25 protein-coding genes are annotated in these 26,315 nt (G+C 49.1%); 13 read left to right on the forward strand and 12 right to left on the reverse strand.

The features are described from left to right. The first annotated feature begins 127 nt into the window (after positions 1 to 127). Positions 128 to 1,129, forward strand: a complete 1,002-nt coding sequence (locus J2Y43_RS02415; RefSeq protein WP_309981411.1) for a beta-ketoacyl-ACP synthase III — start codon at positions 128 to 130, stop codon at positions 1,127 to 1,129. A gap of 10 nt (positions 1,130 to 1,139) precedes the next feature. On the opposite strand, the gene J2Y43_RS02420 is transcribed toward J2Y43_RS02415, so the two are convergent. Then, complete coding sequence (locus tag J2Y43_RS02420) at positions 1,140 to 1,499, reverse strand: CoA-binding protein (protein WP_223401342.1); 360 nt, start codon at positions 1,497 to 1,499, stop codon at positions 1,140 to 1,142. A 162-nt stretch (positions 1,500 to 1,661) separates the two neighbouring features. On the opposite strand from J2Y43_RS02420, the gene J2Y43_RS02425 reads away from it, so the two are divergent. Next, on the forward strand, positions 1,662 to 2,234 hold the full coding sequence (locus J2Y43_RS02425) for an NUMOD4 domain-containing protein (protein WP_223401341.1): 573 nt from the start codon (positions 1,662 to 1,664) through the stop codon (positions 2,232 to 2,234). Positions 2,235 to 2,243: 9 nt separating this feature from the next. On the opposite strand, the gene J2Y43_RS02430 is transcribed toward J2Y43_RS02425, so the two are convergent. After that, entirely contained in the window at positions 2,244 to 2,543 is a 300-nt protein-coding gene (locus J2Y43_RS02430) for an iron-sulfur cluster assembly accessory protein (RefSeq protein WP_090373522.1), read from the reverse strand. A gap of 144 nt (positions 2,544 to 2,687) precedes the next feature. Between J2Y43_RS02430 and J2Y43_RS02435 the strand changes: the two genes are divergently transcribed. Both J2Y43_RS02435 and J2Y43_RS02440 read left to right on the forward strand, forming a co-directional pair. Then, complete coding sequence (locus J2Y43_RS02435) at positions 2,688 to 3,206, forward strand: hypothetical protein (protein ID WP_309981410.1); 519 nt, start codon at positions 2,688 to 2,690, stop codon at positions 3,204 to 3,206. A gap of 151 nt (positions 3,207 to 3,357) precedes the next feature. Beyond that, a complete protein-coding gene (locus J2Y43_RS02440; protein ID WP_309981409.1) occupies positions 3,358 to 5,766 on the forward strand; it encodes an endonuclease MutS2 in 2,409 nt (802 codons plus the stop codon). Between the two features lie 74 nt (positions 5,767 to 5,840). Here the strand turns inward: J2Y43_RS02440 and J2Y43_RS02445 are convergent, their stop codons facing one another. Continuing rightward, complete coding sequence (locus J2Y43_RS02445; RefSeq protein WP_309981408.1) at positions 5,841 to 7,076, reverse strand: MFS transporter; 1,236 nt, start codon at positions 7,074 to 7,076, stop codon at positions 5,841 to 5,843. Positions 7,077 to 7,318: 242 nt separating this feature from the next. Here J2Y43_RS02445 and J2Y43_RS02450 point away from each other — a divergent pair, with 242 nt between their 5' ends. The 5 genes from J2Y43_RS02450 (at position 7,319) to J2Y43_RS02470 (ending at position 14,721) form a co-directional block, all read left to right on the forward strand. Beyond that, positions 7,319 to 8,446 (forward strand): Gfo/Idh/MocA family oxidoreductase, encoded by a 1,128-nt coding sequence (locus J2Y43_RS02450; protein ID WP_309981851.1) that lies wholly within the window; start codon positions 7,319 to 7,321, stop codon positions 8,444 to 8,446. A gap of 84 nt (positions 8,447 to 8,530) precedes the next feature. Then, positions 8,531 to 9,676, forward strand: a complete 1,146-nt coding sequence (locus J2Y43_RS02455; RefSeq protein WP_309981407.1) for a Gfo/Idh/MocA family oxidoreductase — start codon at positions 8,531 to 8,533, stop codon at positions 9,674 to 9,676. A gap of 67 nt (positions 9,677 to 9,743) precedes the next feature. Next, positions 9,744 to 10,106 carry a four helix bundle protein gene (locus tag J2Y43_RS02460; protein ID WP_309981406.1) on the forward strand — a complete coding sequence of 121 codons (363 nt, stop codon included), beginning with the start codon at positions 9,744 to 9,746 and terminating at the stop codon, positions 10,104 to 10,106. 69 nt (positions 10,107 to 10,175) lie between these two features. Next, positions 10,176 to 11,228, forward strand: a complete 1,053-nt coding sequence (locus J2Y43_RS02465; RefSeq protein ID WP_223401336.1) for a sugar phosphate isomerase/epimerase — start codon at positions 10,176 to 10,178, stop codon at positions 11,226 to 11,228. A gap of 85 nt (positions 11,229 to 11,313) precedes the next feature. Then, positions 11,314 to 14,721 carry a ThuA domain-containing protein gene (locus J2Y43_RS02470; protein ID WP_309981405.1) on the forward strand — a complete coding sequence of 1,136 codons (3,408 nt, stop codon included), beginning with the start codon at positions 11,314 to 11,316 and terminating at the stop codon, positions 14,719 to 14,721. 78 nt (positions 14,722 to 14,799) lie between these two features. Here the strand turns inward: J2Y43_RS02470 and J2Y43_RS02475 are convergent, their stop codons facing one another. The 6 genes from J2Y43_RS02475 to J2Y43_RS02500 form a co-directional block, all read right to left on the reverse strand. Continuing rightward, positions 14,800 to 14,940 (reverse strand): hypothetical protein, encoded by a 141-nt coding sequence (locus tag J2Y43_RS02475; protein ID WP_309981404.1) that lies wholly within the window; start codon positions 14,938 to 14,940, stop codon positions 14,800 to 14,802. A gap of 89 nt (positions 14,941 to 15,029) precedes the next feature. Continuing rightward, positions 15,030 to 16,997, reverse strand: coding sequence for a tail fiber domain-containing protein (locus J2Y43_RS02480; protein WP_309981403.1), 1,968 nt, complete (start codon positions 16,995 to 16,997; stop codon positions 15,030 to 15,032). Between the two features lie 236 nt (positions 16,998 to 17,233). Continuing rightward, positions 17,234 to 18,034: a TIGR02757 family protein gene (locus J2Y43_RS02485; RefSeq protein WP_309981402.1), complete on the reverse strand. Its 801-nt coding sequence runs from the start codon at positions 18,032 to 18,034 to the stop codon at positions 17,234 to 17,236. Then, positions 18,021 to 18,233 (reverse strand): hypothetical protein, encoded by a 213-nt coding sequence (locus J2Y43_RS02490; RefSeq protein WP_223401331.1) that lies wholly within the window; start codon positions 18,231 to 18,233, stop codon positions 18,021 to 18,023. Before J2Y43_RS02490 ends, J2Y43_RS02485 begins: the two co-directional genes overlap by 14 nt. Positions 18,234 to 18,250: 17 nt before the next feature. Next, positions 18,251 to 19,243, reverse strand: coding sequence for a LysM peptidoglycan-binding domain-containing protein (locus J2Y43_RS02495; protein ID WP_309981401.1), 993 nt, complete (start codon positions 19,241 to 19,243; stop codon positions 18,251 to 18,253). 3 nt (positions 19,244 to 19,246) lie between these two features. Then, on the reverse strand, positions 19,247 to 20,035 hold the full coding sequence (locus J2Y43_RS02500; RefSeq protein ID WP_309981400.1) for a DUF4905 domain-containing protein: 789 nt from the start codon (positions 20,033 to 20,035) through the stop codon (positions 19,247 to 19,249). Between the two features lie 45 nt (positions 20,036 to 20,080). Here J2Y43_RS02500 and kdsB point away from each other — a divergent pair, with 45 nt between their 5' ends. Both kdsB and J2Y43_RS02510 read left to right on the forward strand, forming a co-directional pair. Continuing rightward, on the forward strand, positions 20,081 to 20,824 hold the full coding sequence (gene kdsB / locus J2Y43_RS02505; RefSeq protein WP_309981850.1) for a 3-deoxy-manno-octulosonate cytidylyltransferase: 744 nt from the start codon (positions 20,081 to 20,083) through the stop codon (positions 20,822 to 20,824). A 163-nt stretch (positions 20,825 to 20,987) separates the two neighbouring features. Beyond that, positions 20,988 to 22,553: a bifunctional response regulator/alkaline phosphatase family protein gene (locus J2Y43_RS02510; protein ID WP_223401329.1), complete on the forward strand. Its 1,566-nt coding sequence runs from the start codon at positions 20,988 to 20,990 to the stop codon at positions 22,551 to 22,553. 65 nt (positions 22,554 to 22,618) lie between these two features. Here J2Y43_RS02510 and J2Y43_RS02515 read toward each other — a convergent pair whose 3' ends face one another. Both J2Y43_RS02515 and fsa read right to left on the reverse strand, forming a co-directional pair. Next, entirely contained in the window at positions 22,619 to 23,302 is a 684-nt protein-coding gene (locus tag J2Y43_RS02515; RefSeq protein WP_223401328.1) for a cell division ATP-binding protein FtsE, read from the reverse strand. Between the two features lie 137 nt (positions 23,303 to 23,439). Further along, positions 23,440 to 24,096 (reverse strand): fructose-6-phosphate aldolase, encoded by a 657-nt coding sequence (fsa, locus tag J2Y43_RS02520; RefSeq protein ID WP_106595983.1) that lies wholly within the window; start codon positions 24,094 to 24,096, stop codon positions 23,440 to 23,442. A 287-nt stretch (positions 24,097 to 24,383) separates the two neighbouring features. Here fsa and J2Y43_RS02525 point away from each other — a divergent pair, with 287 nt between their 5' ends. Both J2Y43_RS02525 and J2Y43_RS02530 read left to right on the forward strand, forming a co-directional pair. After that, complete coding sequence (locus tag J2Y43_RS02525; RefSeq protein ID WP_223401327.1) at positions 24,384 to 25,085, forward strand: tetratricopeptide repeat protein; 702 nt, start codon at positions 24,384 to 24,386, stop codon at positions 25,083 to 25,085. A 96-nt stretch (positions 25,086 to 25,181) separates the two neighbouring features. Next, positions 25,182 to 25,511: a transmembrane 220 family protein gene (locus J2Y43_RS02530; RefSeq protein ID WP_223401326.1), complete on the forward strand. Its 330-nt coding sequence runs from the start codon at positions 25,182 to 25,184 to the stop codon at positions 25,509 to 25,511. On the opposite strand, the gene J2Y43_RS02535 is transcribed toward J2Y43_RS02530, so the two are convergent. Then, entirely contained in the window at positions 25,512 to 26,279 is a 768-nt protein-coding gene (locus J2Y43_RS02535) for a biotin--[acetyl-CoA-carboxylase] ligase (protein ID WP_309981399.1), read from the reverse strand. Positions 26,280 to 26,315 lie beyond the last annotated feature (36 nt).

The following is a 26,315-nucleotide window of genomic DNA, read 5'->3' on the forward strand; positions in this document are numbered from 1 at the left end:
CGAAGACTTTTTTTTGCATTTTTGTAGTCTTTGCGGCAACGTATGTTGCTTATTATTATCATTTTAGTATTAAATACCGTTCTTTTCTGCCTTTAACCCTCAGCAGTTTTGAACCATCCCCACTAGCATGGCATTCTCCCGCATTACAGGCTTAGGCTTTTACGTTCCCGACAATATCATCACCAACGACGACCTTACCCAATGGATGGAAACTTCCGATGAATGGATCCGCGAGCGGACCGGAATTCAGGAACGTCGGTATTTCGAATACGGAAAGGACACCAATTACAGCATGGCTGCCGCTGCATCGCGACAGGCCTTGGACCGGGCAGGGCTTACGCCGAACGATATTGACGTGATCGTGTACGCTACCATCACCCCCGACTACTTTTTTCCGGGCTCCGCATTTCTGATGCAGCGCGAGCTCGGCATGGACGGCAAACCGGTGATCGACATCCGTGAACAATGCTCGGGATTTGTGTACGCGCTTTCCATTGCCGACCAGTTCATCAAATCGGGGATGTACAAAACGGCATTGGTCGTCGGTTCGGAAATTCAGTCCTCGTGGATCGACAAGAGCACGGCGGGACGTAATACGGCAGTTATTTTTGGGGATGGCGCTGGTGCTGCTGTGGTTTCCGCCACGGACGATCCCCAACATTGTATATTATCTACACACCTCCACGCCGACGGCCGGTTTGCCGAGGAGCTCTTTGTAAAAGATCCGGGCAGCAGCCGCGAAGGTCGGCCCGTGAGCCAGGAGGTGATCGAAGCAGGCGGGCACAATGTATACATGAACGGCAATGCCGTTTTCAAACATGCGATCGTGCGCTTCGGCGAGGTAATCCAGGAAGCGTTGGAGGCTAATGGCTATACGGCCGGCGATATTGATCTGCTCGTTCCGCACCAGGCAAATATCCGGATCAGCGACTACGTCCGCCAGCAGCTTGGCCTTTCTGAATCGCAGGTTATCAACAACTTACAACGTTTCGGAAATACAACGGCCGCGTCCATCCCGATCGCTTTGACGGAAGCATGGGAGACTGGAAAAGTAAAAGAAGGCGACCTGGTTTGCCTCGCGGCATTCGGAAGCGGGTTTACGTGGGCGTCGGCACTAATCAGATGGTAAGGTACCCGGACTAGAATTGTCCGGTCGACAGCATTACCAAAGTGCACCCCTCTATTGGTATGATATTTTTATCAATTAAAATATCCTTAAATTCAGGATTCTCTGTACCAGGGTTGAAGATAACGCGTTTAGGATTTAGAGAAACGATGTAATCGTAGTATTCAGGTTGGTGGCTCGGATTGATATACAGTGTGACAGTATCTACGTCTTTCCAGTCAGTTTTGTCTGTGTTGATTTCCTCTCCTAATGCAAAACCTTTCCTGCGTCCGATGAGTAAAATGGGATGACCATAATGCCTGAGTTTCTGTGCAGCCAGGTAAGCGTATCTGGAAGGATTGGAAGTCGCTCCTATGATGAGTGTACGTTTCATGCCAAATCAATTTAATAAAACAAATAAGGGCTGCAAAGCAGTATCTGCAACAGCCACACACACTTTTTGAAACACCAAAAGATCGTTCCCGATTCCCGGAGAGCCCCGGAGGCATGATCGATCGTACAACGTTAAGAAACTATAATAACAGCTTTTATCAAAATGAATGAATCAAATGTAAGCCGGAGCTTCTGGAACGAAAAGTGGGCAAAAATTATATTCGACGAGATCGAGAACGCTCCCCATTACGAAGTATCCAACTATGGCAGGTTGAAAAGTTTTCAAAACAACCCAAAAGAAGGTGTCGTAATCAAAGGCTCTGTCATTCAGGGATATAGGTCATTGAATATTCGCGTAGCAGGTGGCAAGACCATCAACCGCTATGTACATAAACTTGTTGCTGAGCATTTTGCGGAAAAGCCGGATGCCGATCATAACTTCGTGATCCACCTGGATTTCGATAAGCAGAACAATCACTACGAAAACCTGAAATGGGTTACAAAGGCTGAAATGATCGATCACAACCGTGAAAACCCTGCGTTCATCAACCGGGTAATCCCACGGCGTACCAAAAATTACAAGCTGACGGAAAGCAAAGTGCGGATCATCAAGAAGCTTTTGAAAAACGATAATAACCGTTTAAAAATGATCGCGAAACAGTTCGGAATTACACATACCCAGCTCAATCGGATTCGCTCGGGAGAGAACTGGAAGCATGTAACCGTTGAAGATTGATCAAAACACTTATTTGAGTTTTTCAGCGGCGGAAACCGTATAACCGCTGCCGTTCGCCCCCTCTTCAAAGTCCACCGACACGCCGATCACATACATCAGATGGCGCTTGTCTATCAGTACCTTAATTCCCTCGATAAGGTATGTCTGGTCATGCTCTGTGGCTGTGTCGAACCCAAGCAGAAAAGATCCGCTGCACGCACCCCCTCTTAACCCTACCCGAAGTCCGTAGGTATCCGGAATTTTATTGGCTTCCAGTGTCGTCCTGATTTCCAGCCTTGCTGCTTCGGTCAATTGAATCGGGTTATCCATTCCTGCTCGTTATTCTTGGTTGCGATAAACCAGTTAACGCAAACTGCCGCTGTTCCATTCGCGTTTTGAAATAAAATATCTGCCAAATGCAGCTAATCCTTTAATTTTGTGCCTCATTTTGGCATAAAATTACAATTTCACACCATGGAATATATCTGGATATTGACAATTCTGGTACTCGGCGTTATCGTAACATTTGGCGTTTACCTCACCATTACGACCGTTGCCAACAAGATATTTGAGAAGCAGCGCTGGGATATCCGTAGCAAAAACATCGAAATCACATTGCCTCTGCGCTTGCAGGCGTACGAGCGTATGTGCCTCTTTCTGGAACGTATTACCCCTAATAACCTGTTACTTCGATTGGTACCTTCGGCGATAAGCGCGCTGGAACTGCAACAGATTATCCTGCACGAGATCCGGGAGGAGTACAACCACAATGTGGCGCAGCAGCTCTATGTGAGTACCCATGCCTGGGAGCAAATCGTGAATGCGATGAATGAAACTGTGGCAATTGTGAATCAGGCTGCGGCAGAAGTCAGCGCTGACGCCCCGGCAGCAGACCTCGCCAAAAAAGTTTTTTCGCACGTGATCGAGAAGGAAATCCAGCCGTCGACGCACGCTTTGAAGGTTTTGAAAGAGGAGATACGGAACGTTTTTTAGAACGGCAGTCGGCTGTCGGCTATCGGCAGTCGGCTACTCAGGATCCAAAAATTTACATTAACTAACAGTGCTGACGGCTGATTGCCGACAGCCGATTGCCATTCAATCACCGTGCTGACGGCCGATCGCCGACAGCCGATAGCCATTAGAAATGCTTTACCCCAATACATTAGAACAAAAACTGGGATTTGACAAGCTGAGGGAACGTTTGAAAGAGCTTTGTATCAGCTCTTTGGGACAGGGCTTTGTCGAAAAAATACGGTTTTCAGAGAATTTCGGCATGGTCGAGAAGCTGGTGAGCCAGACCGCCGAAATGCAGCGCATACTCGAACTGGGAGAGAATTTCCCTTCCCAGAACTACATCGATGCGACGCCCTATTTGAAACGCGCTTCCATTGAAGGAATGCTGCTCACACAGCCCGAGTTTTCGGACCTGAAAGTGTCGTTGCTGACAATCCGCCTTTGCCTGCGCTTTTTCGAAAGCCAGGAGCCCGATGCATTTCCTATTCTGGGTGAATATGCCAAAACGATCAAGGTTGAAAAGGCGGTTACCGACGCCATCGATCGCATCATCGATGATCGAGGCCAGATCCGTGATTCGGCTTCGCCCGAGCTCGCACGCATTCGCAAGCGGCTGATTTCCGAACAGGCCGGTATTCGTAAAAAATTGGATACGATTTTGAAATCGGCCAGAAGCAATGGATGGATCGGCGACGATGTCTCTTTGACCGTCCGCAACGGCCGTATGGTAATTCCCGTTGCCGCCGAGCACAAACGGAAGCTACGCGGGTTTATCCACGACGAATCAGCGACAGGCCAGACCGTCTTCATCGAACCCACGGACGTTTTCGAATCCAATAATGAAATCCGCGAGCTCGAATATGAAGAACGCCGGGAGATCAACCGCATTCTGCTCGAACTGACGGCCTATATCCGTCCTTTCGTACCCGATTTGCAAAAGGCTTACGGCTTCCTGGGGCTAATGGACTTCCTACGCGCGAAGGCAAGATTAGCCGGCGAAATGGGGGCCATTAACCCACCGTTCGAAAACCGCCAGTTTATCGACTGGCGCGAGGCACGGCATCCGCTGCTGCATTTGTCGTTCCAGAAGCAGGGCAAGAAAGTAATCCCGCTGAATATTGAATTGCAGGAAAAACAGCGCATTCTCATCGTTTCCGGGCCGAATGCCGGTGGTAAGTCGGTGGCGTTGAAGACTGTGGGATTGATTCAGTACATGTTCCAATGCGGATTGCTGGTACCAATGCTCGAAGGCTCTTCCATGGGCTTTTTCCAGAATATCTTCATTGATATCGGCGATGAGCAGTCGCTGGAAAACGACCTGAGTACTTACAGCTCGCACTTGACCAATATGCGCCATTTTCTATCGATGGCCAACAAAAGGACGCTGTTCCTGATCGACGAGTTCGGTACCGGAACGGAACCGGGCCTCGGCGGGGCCATTGCGGAAGCCATTCTGGAAAACCTGACCAAATCGGGTGCTTTCGGGATGATTAACACGCATTATACCAATTTGAAAGTACTTGCCGATAAAACCGAAGGACTCGTGAATGGGGCCATGCGCTTCGATGGCGAGCATTTGGAGCCGCTGTACCAACTGGAAATCGGCCGACCGGGCAGCTCGTTTGCATTTGAAATTGCTTCTAAAATAGGGTTGCCGAAAGCGGTAGTGGCCCGTGCGAAAGAGAAGCTCGGCACGCAGCAGGTGAATTTTGAAAAACTGCTGAAAGAGCTCGATATCGAACGGCGCGTATTTGCGGAAAAGAACATCGAGATCGGAATCAAAGAGCGTAAGCTGACCAAGCAGGTAGCCGATTATACCGCATTGAAGGAGAAGCTCGAAAACAACGAGAAGAAAATCGTCAATGAGGCCAAGCAAAAGGCTAAAAACCTTCTTTCGGATGCGAATCAGCTGATCGAGAACACTATCAGGGAGATCAAGGAAAATAAAGCCGAGAAGGAAAAGACCAAAACCGTGCGGACTACGCTCGAAAATTTTGGTAAAAACAACCTGAAACTGGCGGAAGTGACCGAAACGCAGCCCGTCGAAGAGGAATATGAACCGGAAGGCGGCGACATTACGCCGGGCAGCTACGTGCGTATCAGCGGGCAGACGGCCATTGGTGAAGTACTTTCGATCAAAGGGAAGGATGCAGAAATCCGCATTGGCGACCTGAAATCGAATGTGAAGCTCAACCGCCTCGAAAAAGTATCGCGCAAAACCTACCGTGCCGCTACCGGGGAAAAAGGGCTGAAAACAACTTCCAAAGGTGTGGACATGAACGAGCGGATGCTCAATTTCAGTTTCAACCTCGATATGCGTGGTAAACGCGGCGAGGAGGCGCTCGGGCTAGTCGATCAGTTTATGGACAATGCCATTATGCTCGGCTATGACGAGCTGCGCATTGTACACGGCAAAGGCGACGGCATCCTGCGTACGCTCGTACGCAACCACCTGCGCGGGTACAAGCAGGTTGCAGGGATGTACGACGAGCACGCGGACCGCGGAGGGGCGGGCGTGACGATCGTAAAGCTCAGATAATGTTTTTTAAAATGCCACCAATACAAAACGGGCGCCTTATGAGCGCCCGTTTTGTATTGTTATATCAGCTAAAATCAGTGAACTGCCGCCGAAGAGGTAGTTACTGTTTTACGTCCTTTCATCCAGAAATACAGGATAGCGAATGCGACGATCAGCAATGCGGGGAACATCACCATCGTACTGAGCGTCGCCTGACCGGCTGCCAACTCCATTTCGTCGCCGGTAAGACCTGCCGCCAGTTTCTCTGCTTTGGCGTCATCCAGCCATTTACCGATCACCGGCTGCCAGATAGCCGTCGAGAACATTCCGATACCACCCACGATAGACATTCCCAATGCACCGCTCAAAGGCACGTTCTGAGCGACGAAACCGATCATGGTTGGCCAGAACAACGCTACACCCATCGCGAAGATCACCGCCGCTGCATAAGCCGCAGGACCGGTTACAGTGCTAAACAGGTAGATCCCAGCCGCAGCGAGGATCGAAGAACCCCACAGAATACCGGTTTGGCCTATTGCCGCCACAATCGGGTGGGCGAAGAAGCGTGTGATCGCCATCAGACCCGTTACCAATGCAAGGATCAGCATCGGGCTTGCACCACTTTTGCTCATGATCAAGCCTGTCCATTGCTGCGGACCGAACTCGCTGATTGCAGTAAATGCCATACAAACGAAGATGAAAATGAACAGCGGCGAAGCCATCGCTTTCAGGTTCTCGCCGATTGAAGTTACACCATCCACGTGTGGTTTAGGGAATGCCTGTCCCCAGAAAAGGAACGCGTAAATGATGGTAGGGATCAAAATAACCCAGATTTGTGCCTGCCAGCCGAGGTTCGAATCCGTCATGAATTTCGAAATCAAAGAACCTACTACGATACCGCCCGGGAACCACATGTGGAAGCGGTTGAGCATTTTGCTCATTTGCAACCCTTCGTAAGAATCCGCGATCATCGGGTTACAAGCAGCTTCGGTACAGCCGTTACCTACCCCGATCAGGAATGTGGAGATCAGAAGACCTGTGTAGCCGCCCGAATAAATCGTCATGATGATACCAATCGCGTGACAAACGAATGCCACCTGCATGATCGTTTTCGGACCGATCGTGTGGTAAACGAGCCCTCCGATGATCATTGCGAGCGGGAACCCGAAGAACCACATCGAGTTGATAAAGCCCAGTTGCTCGGCCGTGAGGTTGAACTCGGTGCCCAGCTGGGGCAGAATCCCTGCACGGATACTGAATGAGAATGCAGTGGTTATGAGCGCAAAACAACTTGCATTGAAGAGCCTGCCGCTGTTAACTGATTGGGACATGTGACTAAATGGGTTTGATTATTTGAATTAGATGATTGATTTCGGGATACTATTTTTATTCAAAGATTTCACAAAAAAAACAAAGTCCGGGGAATTCTACTGCATTTCGCTATTCCTAAGCAATGTTTTTTATGTCTTAAATTTATATTTGTAGGAAGTAAGAGTCTCTCCGAAGGCACTTTCTTATCTGTATAATCTATTACAAAAACCTTAAACCAACTGGAATGTCAAGAAAGATCAGAATGGGCATGGTAGGCGGGTCCCTGGATGCATTTATTGGTGGGGTCCATCGCCGTGCAGCGATCATGGATGGAGAAATTGAGCTGGTTTGCGGAGTTTTCAGCTCCGATCCTGCCAAGTCTAAGGAAACCGGAAAAGCGCTATATCTGCCTGAAAACAGGGTTTATAACGACTTTGAGGAGATGATCCTGAAAGAAAAGCAACTGCCGGAAGGGGAACGCATGGATTTTGTTTCCATTGTTACACCCAACCATATGCACGCTGCACCTACGAAGCTTGCGCTGGAAAATGGCTTCCACGTCGTATGTGATAAACCGATTACACTCAATACCGAAGAAGCGGAAGAGATAGTGGCTGTGGTTGAGAAATCAGGCCTCGTTTTCTGCCTCACGCATAACTACACCGGATACCCGATGGTAAAGGAGGCCCGCCAGATGATCGCCTCGGGCGCCATTGGAGAAGTCAGGAAGGTAATTGTGGAATATCCGCAGGGCTGGCTGGCTACATTGGTGGAAGTTACCGGCAACAAACAGGCCGCATGGCGCACCGATCCGAAGCGTTCGGGGGCCGCGGGGGGGCTCGGTGACATCGGTACCCACGCCGAAAACCTGGCTGAATATATCACCGGACTCAAAATCACCCAGATTTGCGCCGACCTTACAATATTTGTGGAAGGCCGTTTGCTGGATGATGATGCCAATATTCTACTCCGCTTCAACAACGGCGCCAAAGGCATTCTACAAAACAGTCAGATCGCCAACGGCGAGGAAAATGACCTGAATATCCGCGTCTACGGCGAAACCGGCGGCCTGCAATGGAAGCAAATGGAGCCTAATACGCTGATTCACAAAACCAACCAGGGCACACGCATCATCCGTACGGGCGTGGGTAACCTGTCCAAGGCTGCACAGGTGCATACCCGCATCCCGGCCGGCCACCCCGAGGGCTATTTCGAGGCCTTCGCCAATCTCTACCGCAACTTCGCCATTCATGTGAGGGCTTACTGGGAAGGTAAAACGGCCGATCCGGTGTACGATTTCCCAACCGCACAAGATGGTTTGAGAGGTATGAAGTTCATCGACGCCGTCATTGCTTCGAACAAGACGGAAACGAAATGGACCAACTTCTGATCCTGAATACGCAATCAATTACTGTACATCTCAATTTAACCCGCGAGAGCGGACTGTTTTTCACCAATCATTCCATACCCATTTATGAACAAAATCAAAGTTGGCGTTGTCGGAACAGGCTTCATTGGCCCTGCACATATTGAAGCACTGAGACGTCTTCCTAATGTAGAAGTTGCCGCACTTTGCGAAGTGACCGCAGAACTGGCCAAGGAAAAAGCTGACGCGCTTGGCATTGCACGTTCCTACACGTTCGATGAACTGCTGAAACAGGATGACATTCAGGCTGTCCACATTTGTACGCCTAACTTCTTACACTACTCACAGTCGAAAGCGGCATTGCTCGCCGGTAAGCACGTGATTTGTGAAAAACCATTGGCAAAAGACCTCGCGGAAGCGGAAGAACTCGTGGAACTGGCTGCGAAAACAGGCCTAGTGAATGCGGTTCACTTCAACCTGCGTTACTATCCGCTGGCGCGCCAGATGAAGTCGATGCGTGAAAAAGGCGAACTGGGCGAGATTTATTCGTTCATCGGTTCGTACCTGCAAGACTGGCTGTTCTACGAAACCGACTACAACTGGCGCCTCGAACCGGACAAATCCGGCGATTCACGCGCGATCGCGGACATCGGCTCCCACCTGATGGACATTCTGGAATACATTACCGGATTGAAAACCGTTGCCGTTCTGGCGGATTTCAATACCGTACACAAAACCCGCAAAAAGCCCTTGAAAGCCGTTGAGACTTATTCGGGTAAATTGCTGCAACCGGAAGACTACGCCGATGTACCTATCAATACCGAGGACCACGCGAACGTATTGCTACGTTTCGACAATGGAAACAAAGGGGTAATCACCGTTTCACAGGTTTCGGCCGGCCGTAAAAACCGCATGTCACTGGAAATCTCGGGTTCTAAAAAGACATTCAGCTGGTGCTCAGAAGCTCCGAACGAAATGTGGATCGGTAACCGCGACAAGGCGAACGAAATCCTCATGCGCGACCCATCGCTCGTGAACGAGGACGTACGCTCGACGATCACCTTCCCAGGCGGCCACAACGAAGGCTTCCCGGATACCTCAAAACAAATGTTCAAGGAAGTTTACGCGGCCATTGCAGCCGGTAAGCAGCCGGAGAATCCAACATTCCCAACCTTCGCCGACGGCTACCGTGAATTGCTGATTTGCGAGAGGATTTTGGAAAGCAATAAGAAGGAGGCTTGGGTAACAATTTAATTTTGAATGATTGAATGACTGAATGATTGAATAGGGCGTCTGTGCTTTTTGCAAACACACTATGAATATGGCTGATGATAAAAAGGATTTTGTCTCTCAGTTGCAGGGGCGCACTAAGCAGTTTGTATTGAGGAGCATTAGAGTCTTTAAAGCATTGCCGCCGACAGAGGAAGCACGGGTTGTTGGGAAGCAGTTTCTACGATCAGCGTCGTCTGTCGGAGCCAATTATCGAGCTGTGTGCAGGGCAAGAAGTCGGAATGAGTTCTTTGCCAAGATGAGCGTAACTGTTGAAGAAGCGGATGAATCACTCTTCTGGATGGAGATAATATCCGAAGCAGGGATTCTCCCCTCCGAAAAGCTGAAAGCGCTGATGGACGAAGCAGAAGAACTCATCAAAATTCTCTCCAAGGCCCGCAAAAACGCCAAGTAACTACCCGCAGTCATTCAATCATTTTTCATTCAGTCATTCAATCATTCAGTCATTCAATCATTAAAATTTATGAAAACAATAAAAGGCCCCGGTATCTTCCTCGCCCAATTCCTTGGCGATGAAGCGCCGTTCAACTCACTGGATACCATTGCCGACTACATGGCCGGGCTCGGCTACAAAGGCCTCCAACTTCCTACCTGGGACCCGCGCGTGATCGACGTGAAGCAAGCTGCGGAGTCGCAGACTTATGCCGACGAACTGAAAGGCAAACTGGCAGACAAAGGACTACAAATCACCGAATTGGCTTCGCATATTATCGGCCAGCTGGTGGCTTCGCACCCTGTGTACGACGAAATGTACGATAATTTTGCAGTGCCGGAAGTTCGCAAGAACCCGAAAGCACGTGCTGAATGGGCTACGCAGCATTTGAAATATGTGGCGCAGGCAAGCCGCAGACTGGGTTTGAAAGCCAGCGCATCATTTACCGGTGCATTGGCCTGGCCTTTCCTGTACCCATGGCCTCAACGCCCTGCCGGCTTGGTTGAGACCGCGTTCAAAGAACTCGCGGCCCGCTGGAAGCCAATTCTGGACGTGTATGACGAGAACGGCGTGGACGTAGCGTATGAATTACACCCTGGCGAAGACGTTTTCGATGGTTCTACATTCGAGATGTTTGTGGACTACCTCGGCGGCCATACCCGTGCGAACATCAACTACGACCCTAGTCACTTCGTGTTGCAGCAGTTGGATTACCTCCAATTTATCGATCTTTACCACGATCGCATTAAGGCATTCCACGTAAAAGACGCGGAATTCAACCCTAGCGGCAAGCAAGGTGTTTACAGCGGCTTCGCAGGCTGGGCCGATCGCGCGGGACGTTTCCGTTCACTCGGCGACGGACAGGTAGATTTCGGAGCCATATTCTCGAAACTGTCTCAATACGATTACGACAGCTGGGCGGTTCTGGAATGGGAATGCTGCATTAAGTCGCCCGTACAAGGCGCGGCGGAAGGCGCACCGTTCATCGAAAGCCACATTATCGAAGTAACTACAAAAGCATTTGATGATTTCGCCGGAACCGGTGCAGATGAGGCATTTAATCGCAAGGTGCTGGGTTTATAATTGTCGATCTTACAAGTATATTAAAAACCTATCTTCCTTTTTGGAAGGTAGGTTTTTTCTACGTTAACCAATACCAACCAATCTAATGAATGAATCCCCTTTTCGAAAAGTTTTGAAACGTTTCAGGATTGCCGGCGTGATGGCCCTGGCATGTTGCGGTCTGGTAGCTACGGCCCAGACGGTGACGCCGGAAAAGCGCGTGCTGGTATTCTCTAAAACCGCCGGCTTTCGGCACTCTTCTATCCCGGCAGGTAAAACTGCCATCATAAAACTGGGTAAAGAGACAGGCTTCGCGGTAGATACTACTGAAAATGCGGCTGTTTTTACCAACAAAAACCTGCAAAAATACAGCGCAGTCATATTCCTGAACACGACCGGCAATGTACTGAACGACAAGCAACAAGATGCATTTGAGCGCTACATCCAGGCGGGCGGCGGCTATGTGGGTATCCACGCGGCAACCGACACCGAATACGACTGGCAATGGTACAACAAACTCGCAGGCGCGCAATTCCTGAGCCACCCGGGTAACCCGAACGTGCAGGAGGGCGAGGCATTTGTGGTGAATGACCAGCACCCTTCGATGGATGGTTTTCCGAAAAAATGGAAGATCAAAGACGAGTTTTATGATTTTAAAAACTTCAACGAGAAGGTGAATGTCCTAGTAAAGATCGATGAGAAGACTTACAAGGATGGCAAAATGGGCGATAACCACCCGATGTCATGGTACCACGAGTTCGACGGCGGCCGCGCATTCTATACCAACTTCGGGCATGAAGACGCTACTTATACCAATCCCGTTTTTGTAAAACACCTTACCGGCGGCCTCAACTGGGCCATGGCGTCGAAGCTGGATTATGCCAAATCCCGCCCGGAAGAAAACCGTTTCACCAAAAAAGTATTGGCTTCCAAGCTCGACGAGCCGACCGAACTGGTCGTTCTGGATGACCAGCGTGTACTTTTCACTGAAAGAAAGGGAAAAGTAAAGCTATACAATCCTAAAACCGGCAAGATTAAACTCGTTGGCGAAGTACCCGTTTATACGAAACAGGAATATGGGTTAATGGGTCTGAACATCGACCCGAACTTCAAGACCAACAAATTGATTTACATGTACTATTCGCCGCCATCAACGGAGGCGGATACCGCACAGCATTTGTCGAGATTTAAATACGACGATGTGAAGGATACAGTGTTGCTAAGCACCGAGGAAGTGCTTTTGACAGTTCCTGTAAAACGCACCGACTGCTGCCACACCGGCGGCTCCATTGCGTGGGATGCCAAAGGTAACCTCTATCTATCCACCGGTGATGATGTGAACCCGTTCCAATCGAATGGTTACGGCCCCATCGACGAACGCCCGGGGCGTGAAGGCTGGGATGGTCAGCATACCTCCTCCAACACCAACTCACTGAGAGGGAAAGTATTGCGCATTAAGCCTCGCTACGGCGACCGCCGTGCGAACATGCCGGGCGGCACGAATCTGTACGACATTCCCGAAGGCAACCTGTTTCCTCCCGGAACGGAGAAAACCCGCCCTGAGATTTACGTAATGGGTACGCGTAACCCTTACCGTATTTCGGTCGATCAGCATACGGGCTATTTGTACTGGGGTGATGTAGGTCCGGATGCGTCCAATGACGATCCCAAGCGTGGACCAAGAGGTTATGACGAAGTGAACCAAGCGAGAAAAGCGGGCTATTTCGGTTATCCGCTGTTTATCGGCAACAACAGGCCTTATATCGATTTCAACTTCGCCGACAGCACCTCCGGTAAGCCGTTCGATCCATTGAAGCCGATCAATAACTCACCGCATAACACCGGCTTGCAGGAATTGCCGCCTGCTCAGCCTGCATTCATTTATTATCCATATGCCGATTCTCCGGAATTCGGGGCGATCGTCGGCAAAGGGGGACGTAATGCCATGGCCGGGCCGGTATATTATGCTGCTGACTTTCAGGATAGCAAGGTTAAATTCCCTTCCTACTACAATGGCAAATTCTTCGCCTACGACTGGATCCGTGATTACATCAACATTGTGACCATGAACGAAAAAGGCGACCTGCAAAGCATCGAACGCTTCATGCCGGGCACCAAATTCAGCCACCCGATCGACATGCAGTTTGCGAATGACGGTTCATTGTACACATTGGAATACGGCCCTAACTGGTTCGCACAAAACGACGAAGCCAGCCTGTCGCACATTACCTTTAATGCAGGCAACCGTGTGCCGGTAGCCGTTGCGAGCGCTACCAACACCACCGGCGCAACGCCTTTGAAAGTAAACTTCTCTTCCAAAGGTTCACTGGATTATGACGGGGACCCGATCAAATACGAATGGTCGTTTGGAAAAGGCCTGCCTAAGAGCACGCTGGCTAACCCAAGCTTCACGTACGCTAAACCAGGTGAGTACACCGCGACTTTGAAAGTGACCGACAATGCAGGCAACTCCAACACCTCGGACGTGATCGTGCGTGTGGGTAACGCGATTCCAAAAGTAGATGTCGCTATCAAAGGCAACAAGACCTTCTACTGGAACGATAAGCCCGTGAACTACGAAGTTTCCGTTTCGGATAAGGAAGACGGCAGCCTGGCGAACAAGAAAATTCCGGAGGACGAAGTGGTGCTGACCATCAACTATCTCGAAGGGTTTGACAAAACTCAGCTCGCACAAGGCCATCAGGCTAATACCGGCTTCGAAACCGGTAAGCGCATGATCGAACTGAGTGATTGCAAGGCTTGCCACTCGATCGATAAAAAGTCCATCGGCCCAGCGTACCGCGAAGTAGCGAAGAAATACGCAAGAGAACGCAACTCCTTGAAAACGCTGACAGACAAGGTATTGAAGGGCGGCAGCGGTGTTTGGGGAGAGCAGGCAATGCCCGGCCACCCGCAGCACAAGCCGGAGGAAATCGAGGAAATGGTGAAGTACATTCTGGACCTCAACAATGTTAAAGCTGTGGAAAAGAAGCCATTGAAGAGCTCGTATGTAACCCAGGCTAAGAAAAAAGAGGGTTCATACATCTTCACGGCCAGCTACACCGATAAGGGTAACGGCAATATGGGCCCACTAACCGGCTCGAAAACCGTGGTGCTGCGTCCTTCGACCGTAATGGCCAACATGGCAGACACCACCAAAAATGCCTTCAAATACAAGGGCGACAATGGCAATGAACTGGTGATCGGCATGAAGGATGGCGGTTTCATCGCTTTTGATGAAATCGACCTGACAGATATTTCGAAACTGGCCGTTTCGGTTGGGAGCAGTGCAGGCCGCTCTGCCGGCGGCACGCTCGAAGTTCGTCTCGACGGCATTTCAGGAGCCAAAATCGGCGAAGGCAAGGTCGATAAGACGGAGACCATCAGCGTTCCTGTGAAGGCGCCAGCCGACGGCAAGTTGCACAAGGTGTATTTTGTATTTAAAAATGCAGAAGCAGGCAACAAGCCGTTGTTCTCGATTGAATCCGTGCGATTTGAGAATACTGCGTTGTAAGGGTAATTTTTCATAAAAACGATAAAAGCGGGCCTCTTTACGGGAGCCCGCTTTTGCATTTATACAATGGGTGATGGCTTACTTTTGAACCACCATTTTCTTCACGCCATTGCTTTTGCCGTCTGTTACCAGGTCGTAAAGAAAGACACCACCCTGAAAATCACCGGCTGAAATCGTCAACTGCCCCGCTCCCCGCTCCGTTACTTGATAAGAATTCATTTTTAGTCATTCAATCCGTTTCGCCGGTTACTCATTAACCAAACAGAACTCCGTCACCAAAGCCTGTTTTAGTTCACTAATCATAACCCCTACTCCACAACCATCTTTTTAGCACCCAAGCTCTTACCATCCATAACCAGATCATAAACATGCACTCCGCTCCGGTATTTATCGGCTGAAATCACCAATTCACCTGCCCCACGCTCCGAGATAGGGTGCGAACTGACCTTCACGCCCGCTACTGTATAGATATCAATCACAGCCGTTTTCACGGATTGAGGAATAAAATATTTAATGGAAGTCTTATTCGAAAAGCCGTTGGGAACATTTTGCTCCAAACTGCCAGCCTCTTTTCCAGCGCTGTTGAAAACCCCTGGCGTGGCGCTCATTAAGCGCTCCAACTTTTCTAGCCGACTTTCCAGATTCTGTATTTGGGCTTCCTTATCCTCGATAATGCGCTGCTGCTCCTTCACAGAGTTGATCAGAATATAGGTGACTGCATTGGCGTCGTAATCCAGGTAATCTGTTTTGTTACCCAATGAATCCTGATGTGTGAAGGTGCCAATGGTGTAAGGCGCTATTTTCTGCATTTCCTGAGCGATAATGCCTACAAACTTCTTGTCGCCTGTTTCGATGCCTGCTTTTCCATTATACTGGAACCACACGGGTTTGATTTGTTTCAAAACATCGAGCCCTTCGGTGAACTCGGATATATTCCTTTTCAATCGTTGATCTGACATGACGGCCCAACTTGACGAACCCGGTTTTGCAGCTGTTTCGGCACTAAGTTGAAGTTGATAAACGGGCGCGGATACGCCAATTCCTACGTTGGCATTGCTTCCCAAAACGAGACAGTTACTGGCAGTCACCTTTGCAGAAGCGCCGATTGCTGTGGCATTGATGATATCTGCTTTTCCTCCGGAACCATAACCGAGGTAAGTATTTTTCTCGCCAGTAGTATTGCTATATCCGGCTCCGTAGCCCAAAAAAGTGTTCAGACTACCACTTTTATTAGAATATCCGGTTTTGTTTCCCAAAAAAGCATTGCCGAGCCCGCTGTCGTTGTTGCGTCCGGAAGTTTCGCCGATGAACGCATTTCCAATTCCGGTCGTATTCAAATAGCCAGACTCCTTTCCGATAAAAGTATTGTCGCTGCCATTATTGTAGTAACCCGCCTTGGTTCCCAACATGATATTACCACTTCCTTTGTTAAGAGCCCCTGTTTCCCAGCCAAGGAACAGGTTATAATCACCTACACTTTCAACACCGGTAGAAGACCCGTAATAGCCATTTCCATAACCAGTGGCAGTTGCCCCCGCGCCAGCGCCAACAAAGGTGCTAAAATCAAGTTTTTCTAAATTTGAACCCGCCTGATGCCCGATAATTGTATTGGCCATACCCTTTGCGTTGAAGCCCGATTTAGTACCTATGTAAGTATTAGCAAAACCCGATGTACTCATGTACCCCGATTTCCAACCGATGTAGACATTTTCATTCTGCTGGTTATTATAGCCGGCCTCAGTGCCAATAAAGACGTTCCTACTATTCTTGCTTAGATACCCTGCTTTTGCTCCCAGAAAACTATTATCGCTGCCATTGTTGTTATAGTTTCCTGTTCTGAAACCCAAGAAAACATTGTTGGACCCAGAACTTTCAGACCCGGCCTGATCACCGAAAAAGGAGTTTTGATCACCCGTTGATAACTTTCCGGCGCGCGCTCCAACAAAGGTGCCTTGGACATATTCTCCGTTATTTTGGCCGGTTTGAAAACCCACGAATGTGTTGGACTGTCCTGTGGTGGTTTGAAGGCCGGCGGAATTTCCTATAAAAGTGTTACACTGCCCATAAGCATTCTTCCCAGCAAAATGCCCTATATAAGTATTGAAGCCTCCAACGGTACCATTCGTCCCATTTGCCTTACCAGCATCCGTCCCGAAGAAAGCATGCTCCGGCCCAAGTGTTCCCGCTCCGGTGCCATAATGTGTTTGAGCGCTTACCGAAATTGCCATTCCCAGTGAAAGTGCCATCAATCCACCTGATTTGAAAAAGTTTTCCATAATAGAATGTTAGTCAAAGTGTGAAAGGGAGAAAATCCCAAATAATGAACTACATCCAATTTGAACTTTTATCATATCACAAAGAGAAAACAATACGCCACAGGCCGAGCAAAACCAGCAAACGGAACGTGAATAATCATTTCAAAGAGCCACATTCAACATACTTCCACAAGACGGAGAATAATCTTTGAAGCCAATCTCAAATTAGCTCGAAATTGAACTAAAAACAGAACGATTTATTTCGCAAACCCCTCAATCCCCAACCCGAATAAAGCAAAGTCATACTTCACGGGATCATGGGGATCGAGCAGGCGTAGCGATGCGGTGAGCTCAGTAGCAGTCTGCCAGTCGGTAACGGGCCGTTTGATGAGGCCCAGGACGCGCGCGACGCGGTCGACGTGTACATCGCAGGGGCAGACGAGCTGTGCAGGGCGGATCGTGTTCCAGATGCCGAAATCGACGCCATTATTGTCTTTGCGGACCATCCAGCGCAGGAACATGTTCAGGCGTTTGCACGAGGATTTGCGTGCGGGCGTGGCAATGTGCTTGCGCGTACGTGCGGGGAAGTTTTCGGATTGGGTAAAAAAGTCGTGGAAACCGGTAAGCGCACTTTCGATGGTAACGTCGCCCGGCTTCATATGGCTGCTGAATGCGAATTCCAGCGAATCGTGGATTTTGTAGTATTCCTGAAAGAAATGCAGGAAATAGAGGGTGTCGGTGGCGTTGAAGGTCCGGTGCTTGAAATGCAGGAATGGTTTCAGGTCGCTGTCGTGGTGGTTACGCACAAAGTCGTAGGGCGCGTTGTCCATTAATGCGGCCAGTTCGAGGCATTTGTTGATAATGGTTTTGCGCTGGCCCCAGGCGAGCACCGAGGCCCAGAAACCCATGATTTCAATATCCTGCTTCACCGAAAACCGGTGGGGGATGCTGATCGGGTCGAAAGGAATGAAATCCGGCTGATTGTATTGCGCCACCTTCTCATCAAGCAACTCGGCCACGAAGGATGGCGGGTAGGCAGTTTGGCTAACGTCGGGCATGGCTACCTCCGAACAGGTAAGCCAGCACACGGGAGATACCTGAGAAAATCATCACTATCCCTGAAAAAAGGAATGTAAAAATGGCGATAAACGGATACAAAAGCGTGAACATCACACTCCAAACTTTGTATCCTGTGGTATGTTTAAGGGCTTCCCGCTCTTCCTCTCTTTTCGAACGAAACTGTGGTGAGTGTTTCATAATATCTTCTTCTGTAATTACTCAAGGTAACTCACTACGGCCCTGAATCGTTTACTGTTGGGGGAAACTTTTTCGAATGCGCGTGACGACAGCTTGATTACAATGTCGTCGTTTACGCTCGTGTCGGGAATGCGGCCGATAATGCGGACGATGATTTTTTCCTGATTGTATTCATTCAGGACCTCCACCAGCGAGCCAATCGGCGCAGTGCGGTGCAAGCCCAGGAATTTGCTGGTGCTTTCGTCTGTTTCAATCACCTCTGCAAGGCCTGATTCCGACTTTTTCTTGCTTTTCACTACTTTCGGCGGAGCTACTTCTTCCACGGGTTTCACCACTTTCTCCGGAACGGCCGTTTTGGCCTTCACCGAGTCTTTCACCACCGTCGTAGCAACCTTGGCCGGAGGCGGTGTCGCCGCGGGTGCGGCTGCTTTTTCTGCGCCTTTTTCGCTGACGATCAGCTCCTGACCGTCTTTGAGGTTATCGTCTGTCAGATTGTTCCACTTACGCAAATCGGCCATCAGCACACCGTATTTCACGGCTACTCGGTACAATGTCTGGCCGGGTTCTACTTTATGAATGCCATTGGCGGGAAGTGCGGTGGCAGAAGATGCCGATGGAGCAGTAGTACTGGTAGCTACGGACGGGGTGTCGGCAACAGGCTTGGTTTCCTTCACCTCTGCTTTCACCAATTCCTTTTTCTCCTCTTTCTTTTCGTCTTTTTTGGCTTCTTTCTTGGTGACCTTAGGCGTGTAAGGCACCCGGATCGTCTGCCCCGACTGGATTTGATCGCTCATGCCGGGATTGGCTTCGCGCAAGGCATGGATAGTCGTTCCGTACTGCCGTACGACGGCGAACATCGTCTGGCCTTGGTTAACCCTATGTATAATGAAGATCTTCCCCCCTACCTTTTCAACCCCCACGGAGTCAACAGCATTCAATCCCTTAGCCCGGGCACTCGTCAAACCTGTCATCAATCCTGCCAAAAGGGCCAGGCAAAAAATGTATTTCATCTATTATGAAAGCGTTAAACTCGAAAACTCGTTGCTATTTTTCAGATAAACCAGTGTGGACGCTTTCAGCATCATCGTCGAGCGGCCCGTTCCTTCCCGCTCTTCCGATAGTTTCTCGTGTAAAACCTGTTGCTTCTGATCGGTTACTATAAGGAGGTATTGCACTGTTTTATCTTGCTCGTAAATATAATAAGAAAAGATTATATAGGGTCTTTTCTCCAAATAATCAATGGCTGCGGGGTTGTGACCGCCGGTTGCGTTGTTAATAAATTGCGCGAGCTGTCCGAAGTACCTGTTCCCTTCGTTGTAACGAACTGGCTCCGTTAAAATTATTTCTTCGCCCGGTTCGGTCGGCGCCGCCATCAACGGTTGCACCTCCCCAGTCGCGGCGTTGCAATGCAGATGTTTAAATGAATCTCCCTGCTTGGTAGCTATTTCCAGCAAGCCATTTCCTGCATTGCTGACCAGCAAATGGTTGGGTAAAATCCATGATAGCAATCCGGTTTCCACATTCACGGCAAGCAGGTCCGTCGGTTCGGGTACCTCGGGGTAGCGGTAGTTGTGTAAGTAAATGTGGTGGTCTGAAAAAGCAGTCAGGGATGTCCACCAATCCGTACCTTCCACGTGCCGCTGCCATTTTACGGCGAGGTTATCTGTATCGATCACCGCAAACGACACTTCACGACTATCCGGATTACGTAACTCGATGGCCCACAGCGAACTGAACGGATCGGCATCGGGCATTACCCGCCAGATGTTTTCCGAAAACCGGAACGAAAAAAGATTTTGCAATTTTTTACCTTTATTTTGAATTCGAATTTAACTGACAACGACCTCGTGCGCATTCTAGGAATAATACCGGCCCGCTACGCTTCTACCCGCTTCCCTGCCAAGGCTTTGGTGGATATTGGCGGCAAAAGCATGATCCAGCGGGTCTACGAACAAGCATCCAAAGCTACTCAACTCGATCACGTCATCGTAGCGACGGACGATGAAAGGATATTGAACCACGTCCGCGAATTCGGCGGAACCGCGGTAATGACCTCGCAGGACCACCAAAGCGGCACCGACCGCTGCTTTGAAGCCCTCAACAAAACAGAAGGCGAATACGACTACGTGATCAACATCCAGGGCGATGAACCGTTCATCAGCCCGGAGCCGATCGACCACCTCGCCTCGGTCCTGAATGGCGAAACCGAACTGGCCACGTTGGTCAAAGTGATCGACAATGACGACATTCTCTTCAACGTGAATGTGCCAAAAGCGGTTCTGAACAAGCGAAATGAAGTTATGTATTTCAGCCGGCAAACGATCCCTTACCTGCGTAATGCGCAGAGCCAGGAAGACTTTCTGAAATCTCATGTTTTTTACAAACACATCGGCATTTACGCTTACAGAACCGATGTTTTAGCCGAAATAACAAAACTTCCGGTGTCCTCACTGGAAAAAGCCGAAGCATTGGAGCAACTGCGCTGGCTCGAAAACGGCTACGCGATCAAGGCGGTAGTTACCTCTGACGATTCGCATGGTGTGGACACGCCTGATGACCTCGACCGGGTCACAAGAAAATTTTTGCTGTGACAGGCCTTTGTGGAATACATTTTTTACAAGGAAGGTTAACGTATAAGGATTAGCCGTATATTTCTTAAAAAACGTTAAAACCGTTTTACGTATACGACCAGCTTCTTCCGATGCGTTAGCCTTTTATTGTTTTAAACTAATTACCACTTGAAAAAAGAGCCTTATGCAATATAACATCCTTTGGGCCGATGACGAAATAGATCTTCTCAAACCGCATATCATGTTCCTCACCAATAAAGGTTATAATGTGACGCCCGTCAACAGCGGTGCGGATGCGCTGGACCGCATTGAGAATGACCGGTTTGACATTGTTTTCCTCGACGAAATGATGCCGGGTATGACCGGCCTTGAAACTCTCGCGCAGATCAAGCAACAGCAGCCTAATCTGCCTGTGGTAATGATCACGAAAAGCGAGGAGGAGCACATTATGGAAGACGCCATCGGCTCCAAAATCGATGACTACCTCATCAAACCGCTGAATCCCAACCAGATACTACTTTCCGTTAAAAAGATCCTCGACAACAAACGCCTGGTGACAGAAAAGACGACGCTCAGCTATCAGCAGGAATTCCGCAGCCTGGCCATGCAATACCAGGACCGCATCGGGCACGAGGAATGGGCGGATATTTACAAAAAACTCATTTACTGGGAGCTGGAACTCGAAAGCTCCGACGACCAGGGAATGGCCGAGGTTTTCAGCATGCAAAAAAGCGAGGCGAATGCCAATTTCTGCAAATTCATTGAGGATGAGTACGAAGAGTGGCTGAACGACCCGCGTTCCGATAAGCCGATCCTGTCGCACCAATTGATGAAACAAAAGGTGTTCCCCCATTTGAAAGGATCGAGCGAGCCGGTATTTTTCCTGTTGATCGACAACTTCCGCTATGATCAGTGGAAAATGATCCAGCCTATTTTGCAGGAGTTTTTCAATATCGAAGAAGAATCGTCGTACTACTCCATTTTGCCAACCACAACTGGTTACGCGCGTAACGCGATCTTCTCCGGCCTTATGCCGAGCGAAATGGAACGCAAGCACCCGCAATGGTGGGTAAGCGACGAAAATACCCCGGAAGGTGAAGAAGGTTTGAACAACCACGAGCAGGATTTCCTTCAAAAGCAGCTCGAAATGAACCACTTGAATATCAAGTTCTCCTATAACAAGATATTGAATACCAACCAGGGTAAAGCATTGGTAGACACGTTCAACAACCTGCTGACCAACCAGCTGAATGTGATTGTCTACAACTTTGTGGATATGCTTTCCCACGCGCGTACGGACGTGCAGATGATCAAGGAACTGGCCCCGGACGAGGCGGCTTACCGCTCCATTACGCGCTCCTGGTTCCAGCATTCTCCCCTGCTCGACTTCATCCGCAAAGTGGCTGAGAAAAAAGGCCGCCTTATTCTCACCACCGACCACGGTATGATCCGCGTGCAGAAACCGGTGAAAATTATCGGCTATCGCGAAACGAATACGAACCTCCGTTACAAACATGGTAAAAATCTGGGCTTCGACGATAACCACTTGATGGTATGCCGCAAGCCGGAGCGTATTTTCCTGCCGAAACCACACGTTTCGACCTCGTACGTGTTCACGAAAGAGGATTATTTCTTCGCCTACCCGAACAACTACAACCAGTATGTGAACCTCTACCGCGACACTTTCCAACACGGCGGCGTGTCGCTCGAAGAGATGATCATTCCGGTGATCGATATGAAGGCGAAATAGGAAGTATAGAAATACAAAAAGGGCGTCTGACTAACTCAGGCGCCCTTTTTGTTTGGTTTAATACCTTATTCGCTCACTGTAACGCCGCCATTCTCGCATTTGATCACGCGGGCCGGGAAGCGTCTCAGGAATTCGTGGTTGTGTGTTGCCATTAATATCGCAGTTCCGGCATTGTTGATCGTCCGGAAAACCTGCATGATCTGGTCACCTACCTCGGGATCGAGGTTACCCGTTGGCTCATCGGCTATCAGGATTTGCGGTTCGTTGAGCATGGCGCGGGCAATTACCACGCGTTGCTGTTCACCACCGGAAAGCTGATGCGGCATTCTTTTCTGGGCCGTTCCCAGCCCTACCTGCATGAGTACCTCGGCAATGCGTTTCGAAATTTTACCCTTGTCTTCCCAACCTGTGGCACGGAGTACGAACGCCAGGTTATCCTCAACAGAACGGTCGGAAAGCAATTGAAAATCCTGGAAAACGATACCTATGCGGCGGCGAAGGAAGGGGATATCAGCCCTTTTGATATTGTGCAGCTCATACCCGGCCACCTTGGCAGAACCGGTATGCAGCCATAAATCGGCGTATAGTGTTTTCAAAAGCGAGCTCTTACCGCTACCGGTACGACCGATGAGGTAAACAAATTCGCCCTTATTGATCTCAAAATGAACGTCGTTCAAAACAGGCCTCTCACCCTGATAAATATCTGCCCTTTCCAGTCTGATTATTGGCTCCGTCGAATCGGTGGTCATAATGTGTTAAATGTAATGATTGGATTGTCGTCGACAATTATCGCGATGCAACAAATCATCTACAAATCTTGCGGTGCTCCGCCCCTCTCTTGTTGAGGTGCAGAGCACCGCAAGATTTGTAGATGATATAACCGTGATTAAGCGTTACCCTTTTTGTAGTCAGAAAGGAATTTTTCAAGACCGATATCAGTCAATGGGTGTTTCAGCAATGCTTCGATAGCGCTCAATGGGCCTGTCATAACATCCGAACCAACCTCTGCGCACTGGATAATGTGCATTGGGTGACGAACTGAGGCTGCCAATACTTGCGTATCGAAACCGTAGTTTCTGTAAATAGTCAGGATTTGCTCGATGAGGCCGATACCGTCTGTTGAGATATCGTCCAGGCGGCCTACGAAAGGAGAAACGTATGTAGCACCCGCTTTTGCAGCTACCAGCGCCTGTCCTGCCGAGAAGATCAGCGTACAGTTGGTACGGATACCTTTTGAAGAGAAATATTTCAGCGCTTTGATACCTTCTTTGATCATCGGGATTTTTACCACGATTTTCTCGTCGATTTCAACCAGCTCTTCGCCTTCGCGAACCATTCCTTCAAAATCAACCGAGATTACTTCCGCACTTACATCACCATCCACGATATCGCAGATAGCTTTGTAGTGACGCATTATATTATCCTTACCTGTAATTCCTTCTTTCGCCATCAAAGATGGGTTGGTAGTAACACCGTCCAAAACACCAAGTGCCTGCGCTTCCCGAATTTCGTTCAGGTTCGCAGTATCAATGAAAAATTTCATATTGAAAATTTATTGGTTAGAATATTCCACAAAAGTAGAAAACCCTGAACAAAAGCAAAAAGAAAGAAAGACGGAAAAACCTGAGGCGAAGAAATAAAAAAAGGCAAACCGAGAATCTCACCGCATCGACCACCTACCCTTGCTTCCGTCAGGACCTGGGGGATTCGGAAGGAGCTGGTAGTTCCGATTTGCCGGGTGCAAAGATAAGGACATTTTATTCACAAAAAGAAAACATTCGTGTAACGTTTCCCCTTACTTTTGTGCGAATCAACTAGAAATGAACCAGTATGCCTCGATTATTTTTTTTATTTTTTCTGATTTTCCTCTACTCCTGCTCCCAATCTTCCGACGCATTTCTCCAAAAAGGCAAAGAACTCATGCAACAGGGCAAGACACGCGAAGCCATTGAGTTCATCAACAAAGCGATTGAAAAAAATACCACCAATGCCGACGCATTCAATCTTCGGGGCGTGGCTTATTATGAACTGAAGGAGAACGACAATGCGTTACTGGACTTCGCCCAGGCCATTAAACTACAACCCGGCTCTTACCGCCCCTATTTCAACCGCGCATTGCTCTATACGGACGAAAACAAGCTCGATTCCGCATTTGCCGACTACAACAAATCCGCCGAACTCGCGCCCGATACCGCCGACGTTTTCCTGAACCGCGGACAGCTTCTCGTGCTGATGGACAAGACGCCGGATGCCATCAAGGATTTTGAAAAAGCTACCCAACTCGACGACAACAACAAACAAGCCTGGTACAATCTCGGCAATACCTATTATCGGACGCAGGATTTCAAAAAAGCGACATTGGCCTTCCGCCAGACTGTGAAACTCGACGGACAATACGGAAAGGCGTTCTACGGCCTGGGCCTTGCGCAGTATAACGACGGTGAAAAAGATCTCGGGTGCACGAGTCTGAAACAGGCTCTGAACCTGGGATATAGCGATGCCGCGAATGCATTGGCGCAATTTTGTCAGTAAAAGATATGTTAAAAGGGTAACACCGACGGTTAATAAGTGAGCGGTGACGCCTTTTTAACGTAGTCTTTTATTTTCGTATTCTTAACCCACTTTGTCATGAGACTTTTAAAGATATTCTTCGGGATCCTTTTCGTGATCTTCGCCTATTTGCAACTCAACGACCCGGATTCGGGCACCTGGATTGCGATTTACAGCTTCGCTGCTCTCGCCTGCTTCATGAGCATCCGCGAACTTTGGCCCTCCTGGGTGTTTTATGTGCTTGCAGCGGGTTACGTGGTCGGTGCGATACTCCAATGGCCGCCAGAATTCGAGGGTATTTTCTTTGGTGAAACTGCTATGAGAAGCCTCAACATCGAGCTCGCACGTGAGTCGCTCGGACTAGGCATTTGTGCTGTGGTGATGGCCGTTATCGGCAAATGGGGCTGATCAATCTCTGACCCATTCGATTTCCTTCAAACCGAACTCAAGTTCTTCCGGCTCGGTAGCCAATTTGACCCGCAACTTCCCAAGTTCGGTCACGTTGGTTACCGAGCCGCTTGTTATATTTCCTTTGTACAAAAATTTCACATTCTGCTGATAACCATACAAATGGCCCAAGTATTCGGCACGGATCGCATCGTGCTGGTTTCCCGACCTCAACCGGACATAATAGGCATCCAGGCATTTGAGCAGTTTGTGAAATTCCTCCGCCAACACAAATGACGACCCGGTTTCACGGCGCAGCGACGTGGCGTGGCTATTTTCGAATCGCGGCTGATTGATATTGACGCCAATGCCCACAATGGAATGCGCATACCTAGCGCCCTGAAGCGAATTTTCAATCAGTACCCCTACCGCTTTATGGTTGTTCATGTAAATATCATTCGGCCATTTCACCTTCGTGTCGGGCACGTAGCTGCCCAGGTATGCGCGTATCCCGAGTGCCGTGATCTGGCTGATCAAAAACTGGTCCTGAATACGCAGGAATGCAGGTTTAAGTATGACGGAAAATGTAAGATTTTCGCCCGCATTGGCATTCCAGACTGTCCCGCGCTGGCCTCTTCCCTTTACCTGATTATCGGTAATGACAACCGTTCCTTCCTCAAACAGCCCCGCATGTACTATTTCAGCCGCTATGTCGTTGGTGGAATGACAAGTTGGCAGGTATATAACTTTTTTACCAATTATTAGCGTGTCCTGTGTAGAGTTGTACAATTTTTTTGTTTTACTTTAGGGTTTTAGAAAAGGAAA

This window comes from Dyadobacter sp. BE31, assembly GCF_031457695.1.
Taxonomy (GTDB): Bacteria; Bacteroidota; Bacteroidia; order Cytophagales; family Spirosomataceae; genus Dyadobacter.

Excerpts from the sequence above, each read along its gene's own strand:
- J2Y43_RS02525 (WP_223401327.1), top strand. The coding sequence starts at position 24,384 with ATGCCTCGATTATTTTTTTTATTTTTTCTGATTTTCCTCTACTCCTGC.
- fsa (WP_106595983.1), bottom strand. The coding sequence starts at position 24,096 with ATGAAATTTTTCATTGATACTGCGAACCTGAACGAAATTCGGGAAGCG.
- J2Y43_RS02530 (WP_223401326.1), top strand. The coding sequence starts at position 25,182 with ATGAGACTTTTAAAGATATTCTTCGGGATCCTTTTCGTGATCTTCGCC.
- J2Y43_RS02480 (WP_309981403.1), bottom strand. The coding sequence starts at position 16,997 with ATGGAAAACTTTTTCAAATCAGGTGGATTGATGGCACTTTCACTGGGA.
- J2Y43_RS02420 (WP_223401342.1), bottom strand. The coding sequence starts at position 1,499 with ATGAAACGTACACTCATCATAGGAGCGACTTCCAATCCTTCCAGATAC.
- J2Y43_RS02495 (WP_309981401.1), bottom strand. The coding sequence starts at position 19,243 with ATGAAATACATTTTTTGCCTGGCCCTTTTGGCAGGATTGATGACAGGT.
- J2Y43_RS02415 (WP_309981411.1), top strand. The coding sequence starts at position 128 with ATGGCATTCTCCCGCATTACAGGCTTAGGCTTTTACGTTCCCGACAAT.
- J2Y43_RS02430 (WP_090373522.1), bottom strand. The coding sequence starts at position 2,543 with ATGGATAACCCGATTCAATTGACCGAAGCAGCAAGGCTGGAAATCAGG.
- J2Y43_RS02455 (WP_309981407.1), top strand. The coding sequence starts at position 8,531 with ATGAACAAAATCAAAGTTGGCGTTGTCGGAACAGGCTTCATTGGCCCT.
- J2Y43_RS02485 (WP_309981402.1), bottom strand. The coding sequence starts at position 18,034 with ATGCCCGACGTTAGCCAAACTGCCTACCCGCCATCCTTCGTGGCCGAG.
- J2Y43_RS02435 (WP_309981410.1), top strand. The coding sequence starts at position 2,688 with ATGGAATATATCTGGATATTGACAATTCTGGTACTCGGCGTTATCGTA.
- J2Y43_RS02470 (WP_309981405.1), top strand. The coding sequence starts at position 11,314 with ATGAATGAATCCCCTTTTCGAAAAGTTTTGAAACGTTTCAGGATTGCC.
- J2Y43_RS02515 (WP_223401328.1), bottom strand. The coding sequence starts at position 23,302 with ATGACCACCGATTCGACGGAGCCAATAATCAGACTGGAAAGGGCAGAT.
- J2Y43_RS02440 (WP_309981409.1), top strand. The coding sequence starts at position 3,358 with ATGCTTTACCCCAATACATTAGAACAAAAACTGGGATTTGACAAGCTG.
- J2Y43_RS02460 (WP_309981406.1), top strand. The coding sequence starts at position 9,744 with ATGGCTGATGATAAAAAGGATTTTGTCTCTCAGTTGCAGGGGCGCACT.
- J2Y43_RS02465 (WP_223401336.1), top strand. The coding sequence starts at position 10,176 with ATGAAAACAATAAAAGGCCCCGGTATCTTCCTCGCCCAATTCCTTGGC.
- J2Y43_RS02425 (WP_223401341.1), top strand. The coding sequence starts at position 1,662 with ATGAATGAATCAAATGTAAGCCGGAGCTTCTGGAACGAAAAGTGGGCA.
- J2Y43_RS02475 (WP_309981404.1), bottom strand. The coding sequence starts at position 14,940 with ATGAATTCTTATCAAGTAACGGAGCGGGGAGCGGGGCAGTTGACGATT.
- J2Y43_RS02445 (WP_309981408.1), bottom strand. The coding sequence starts at position 7,076 with ATGTCCCAATCAGTTAACAGCGGCAGGCTCTTCAATGCAAGTTGTTTT.
- J2Y43_RS02490 (WP_223401331.1), bottom strand. The coding sequence starts at position 18,233 with ATGAAACACTCACCACAGTTTCGTTCGAAAAGAGAGGAAGAGCGGGAA.
- J2Y43_RS02510 (WP_223401329.1), top strand. The coding sequence starts at position 20,988 with ATGCAATATAACATCCTTTGGGCCGATGACGAAATAGATCTTCTCAAA.
- J2Y43_RS02450 (WP_309981851.1), top strand. The coding sequence starts at position 7,319 with ATGGGCATGGTAGGCGGGTCCCTGGATGCATTTATTGGTGGGGTCCAT.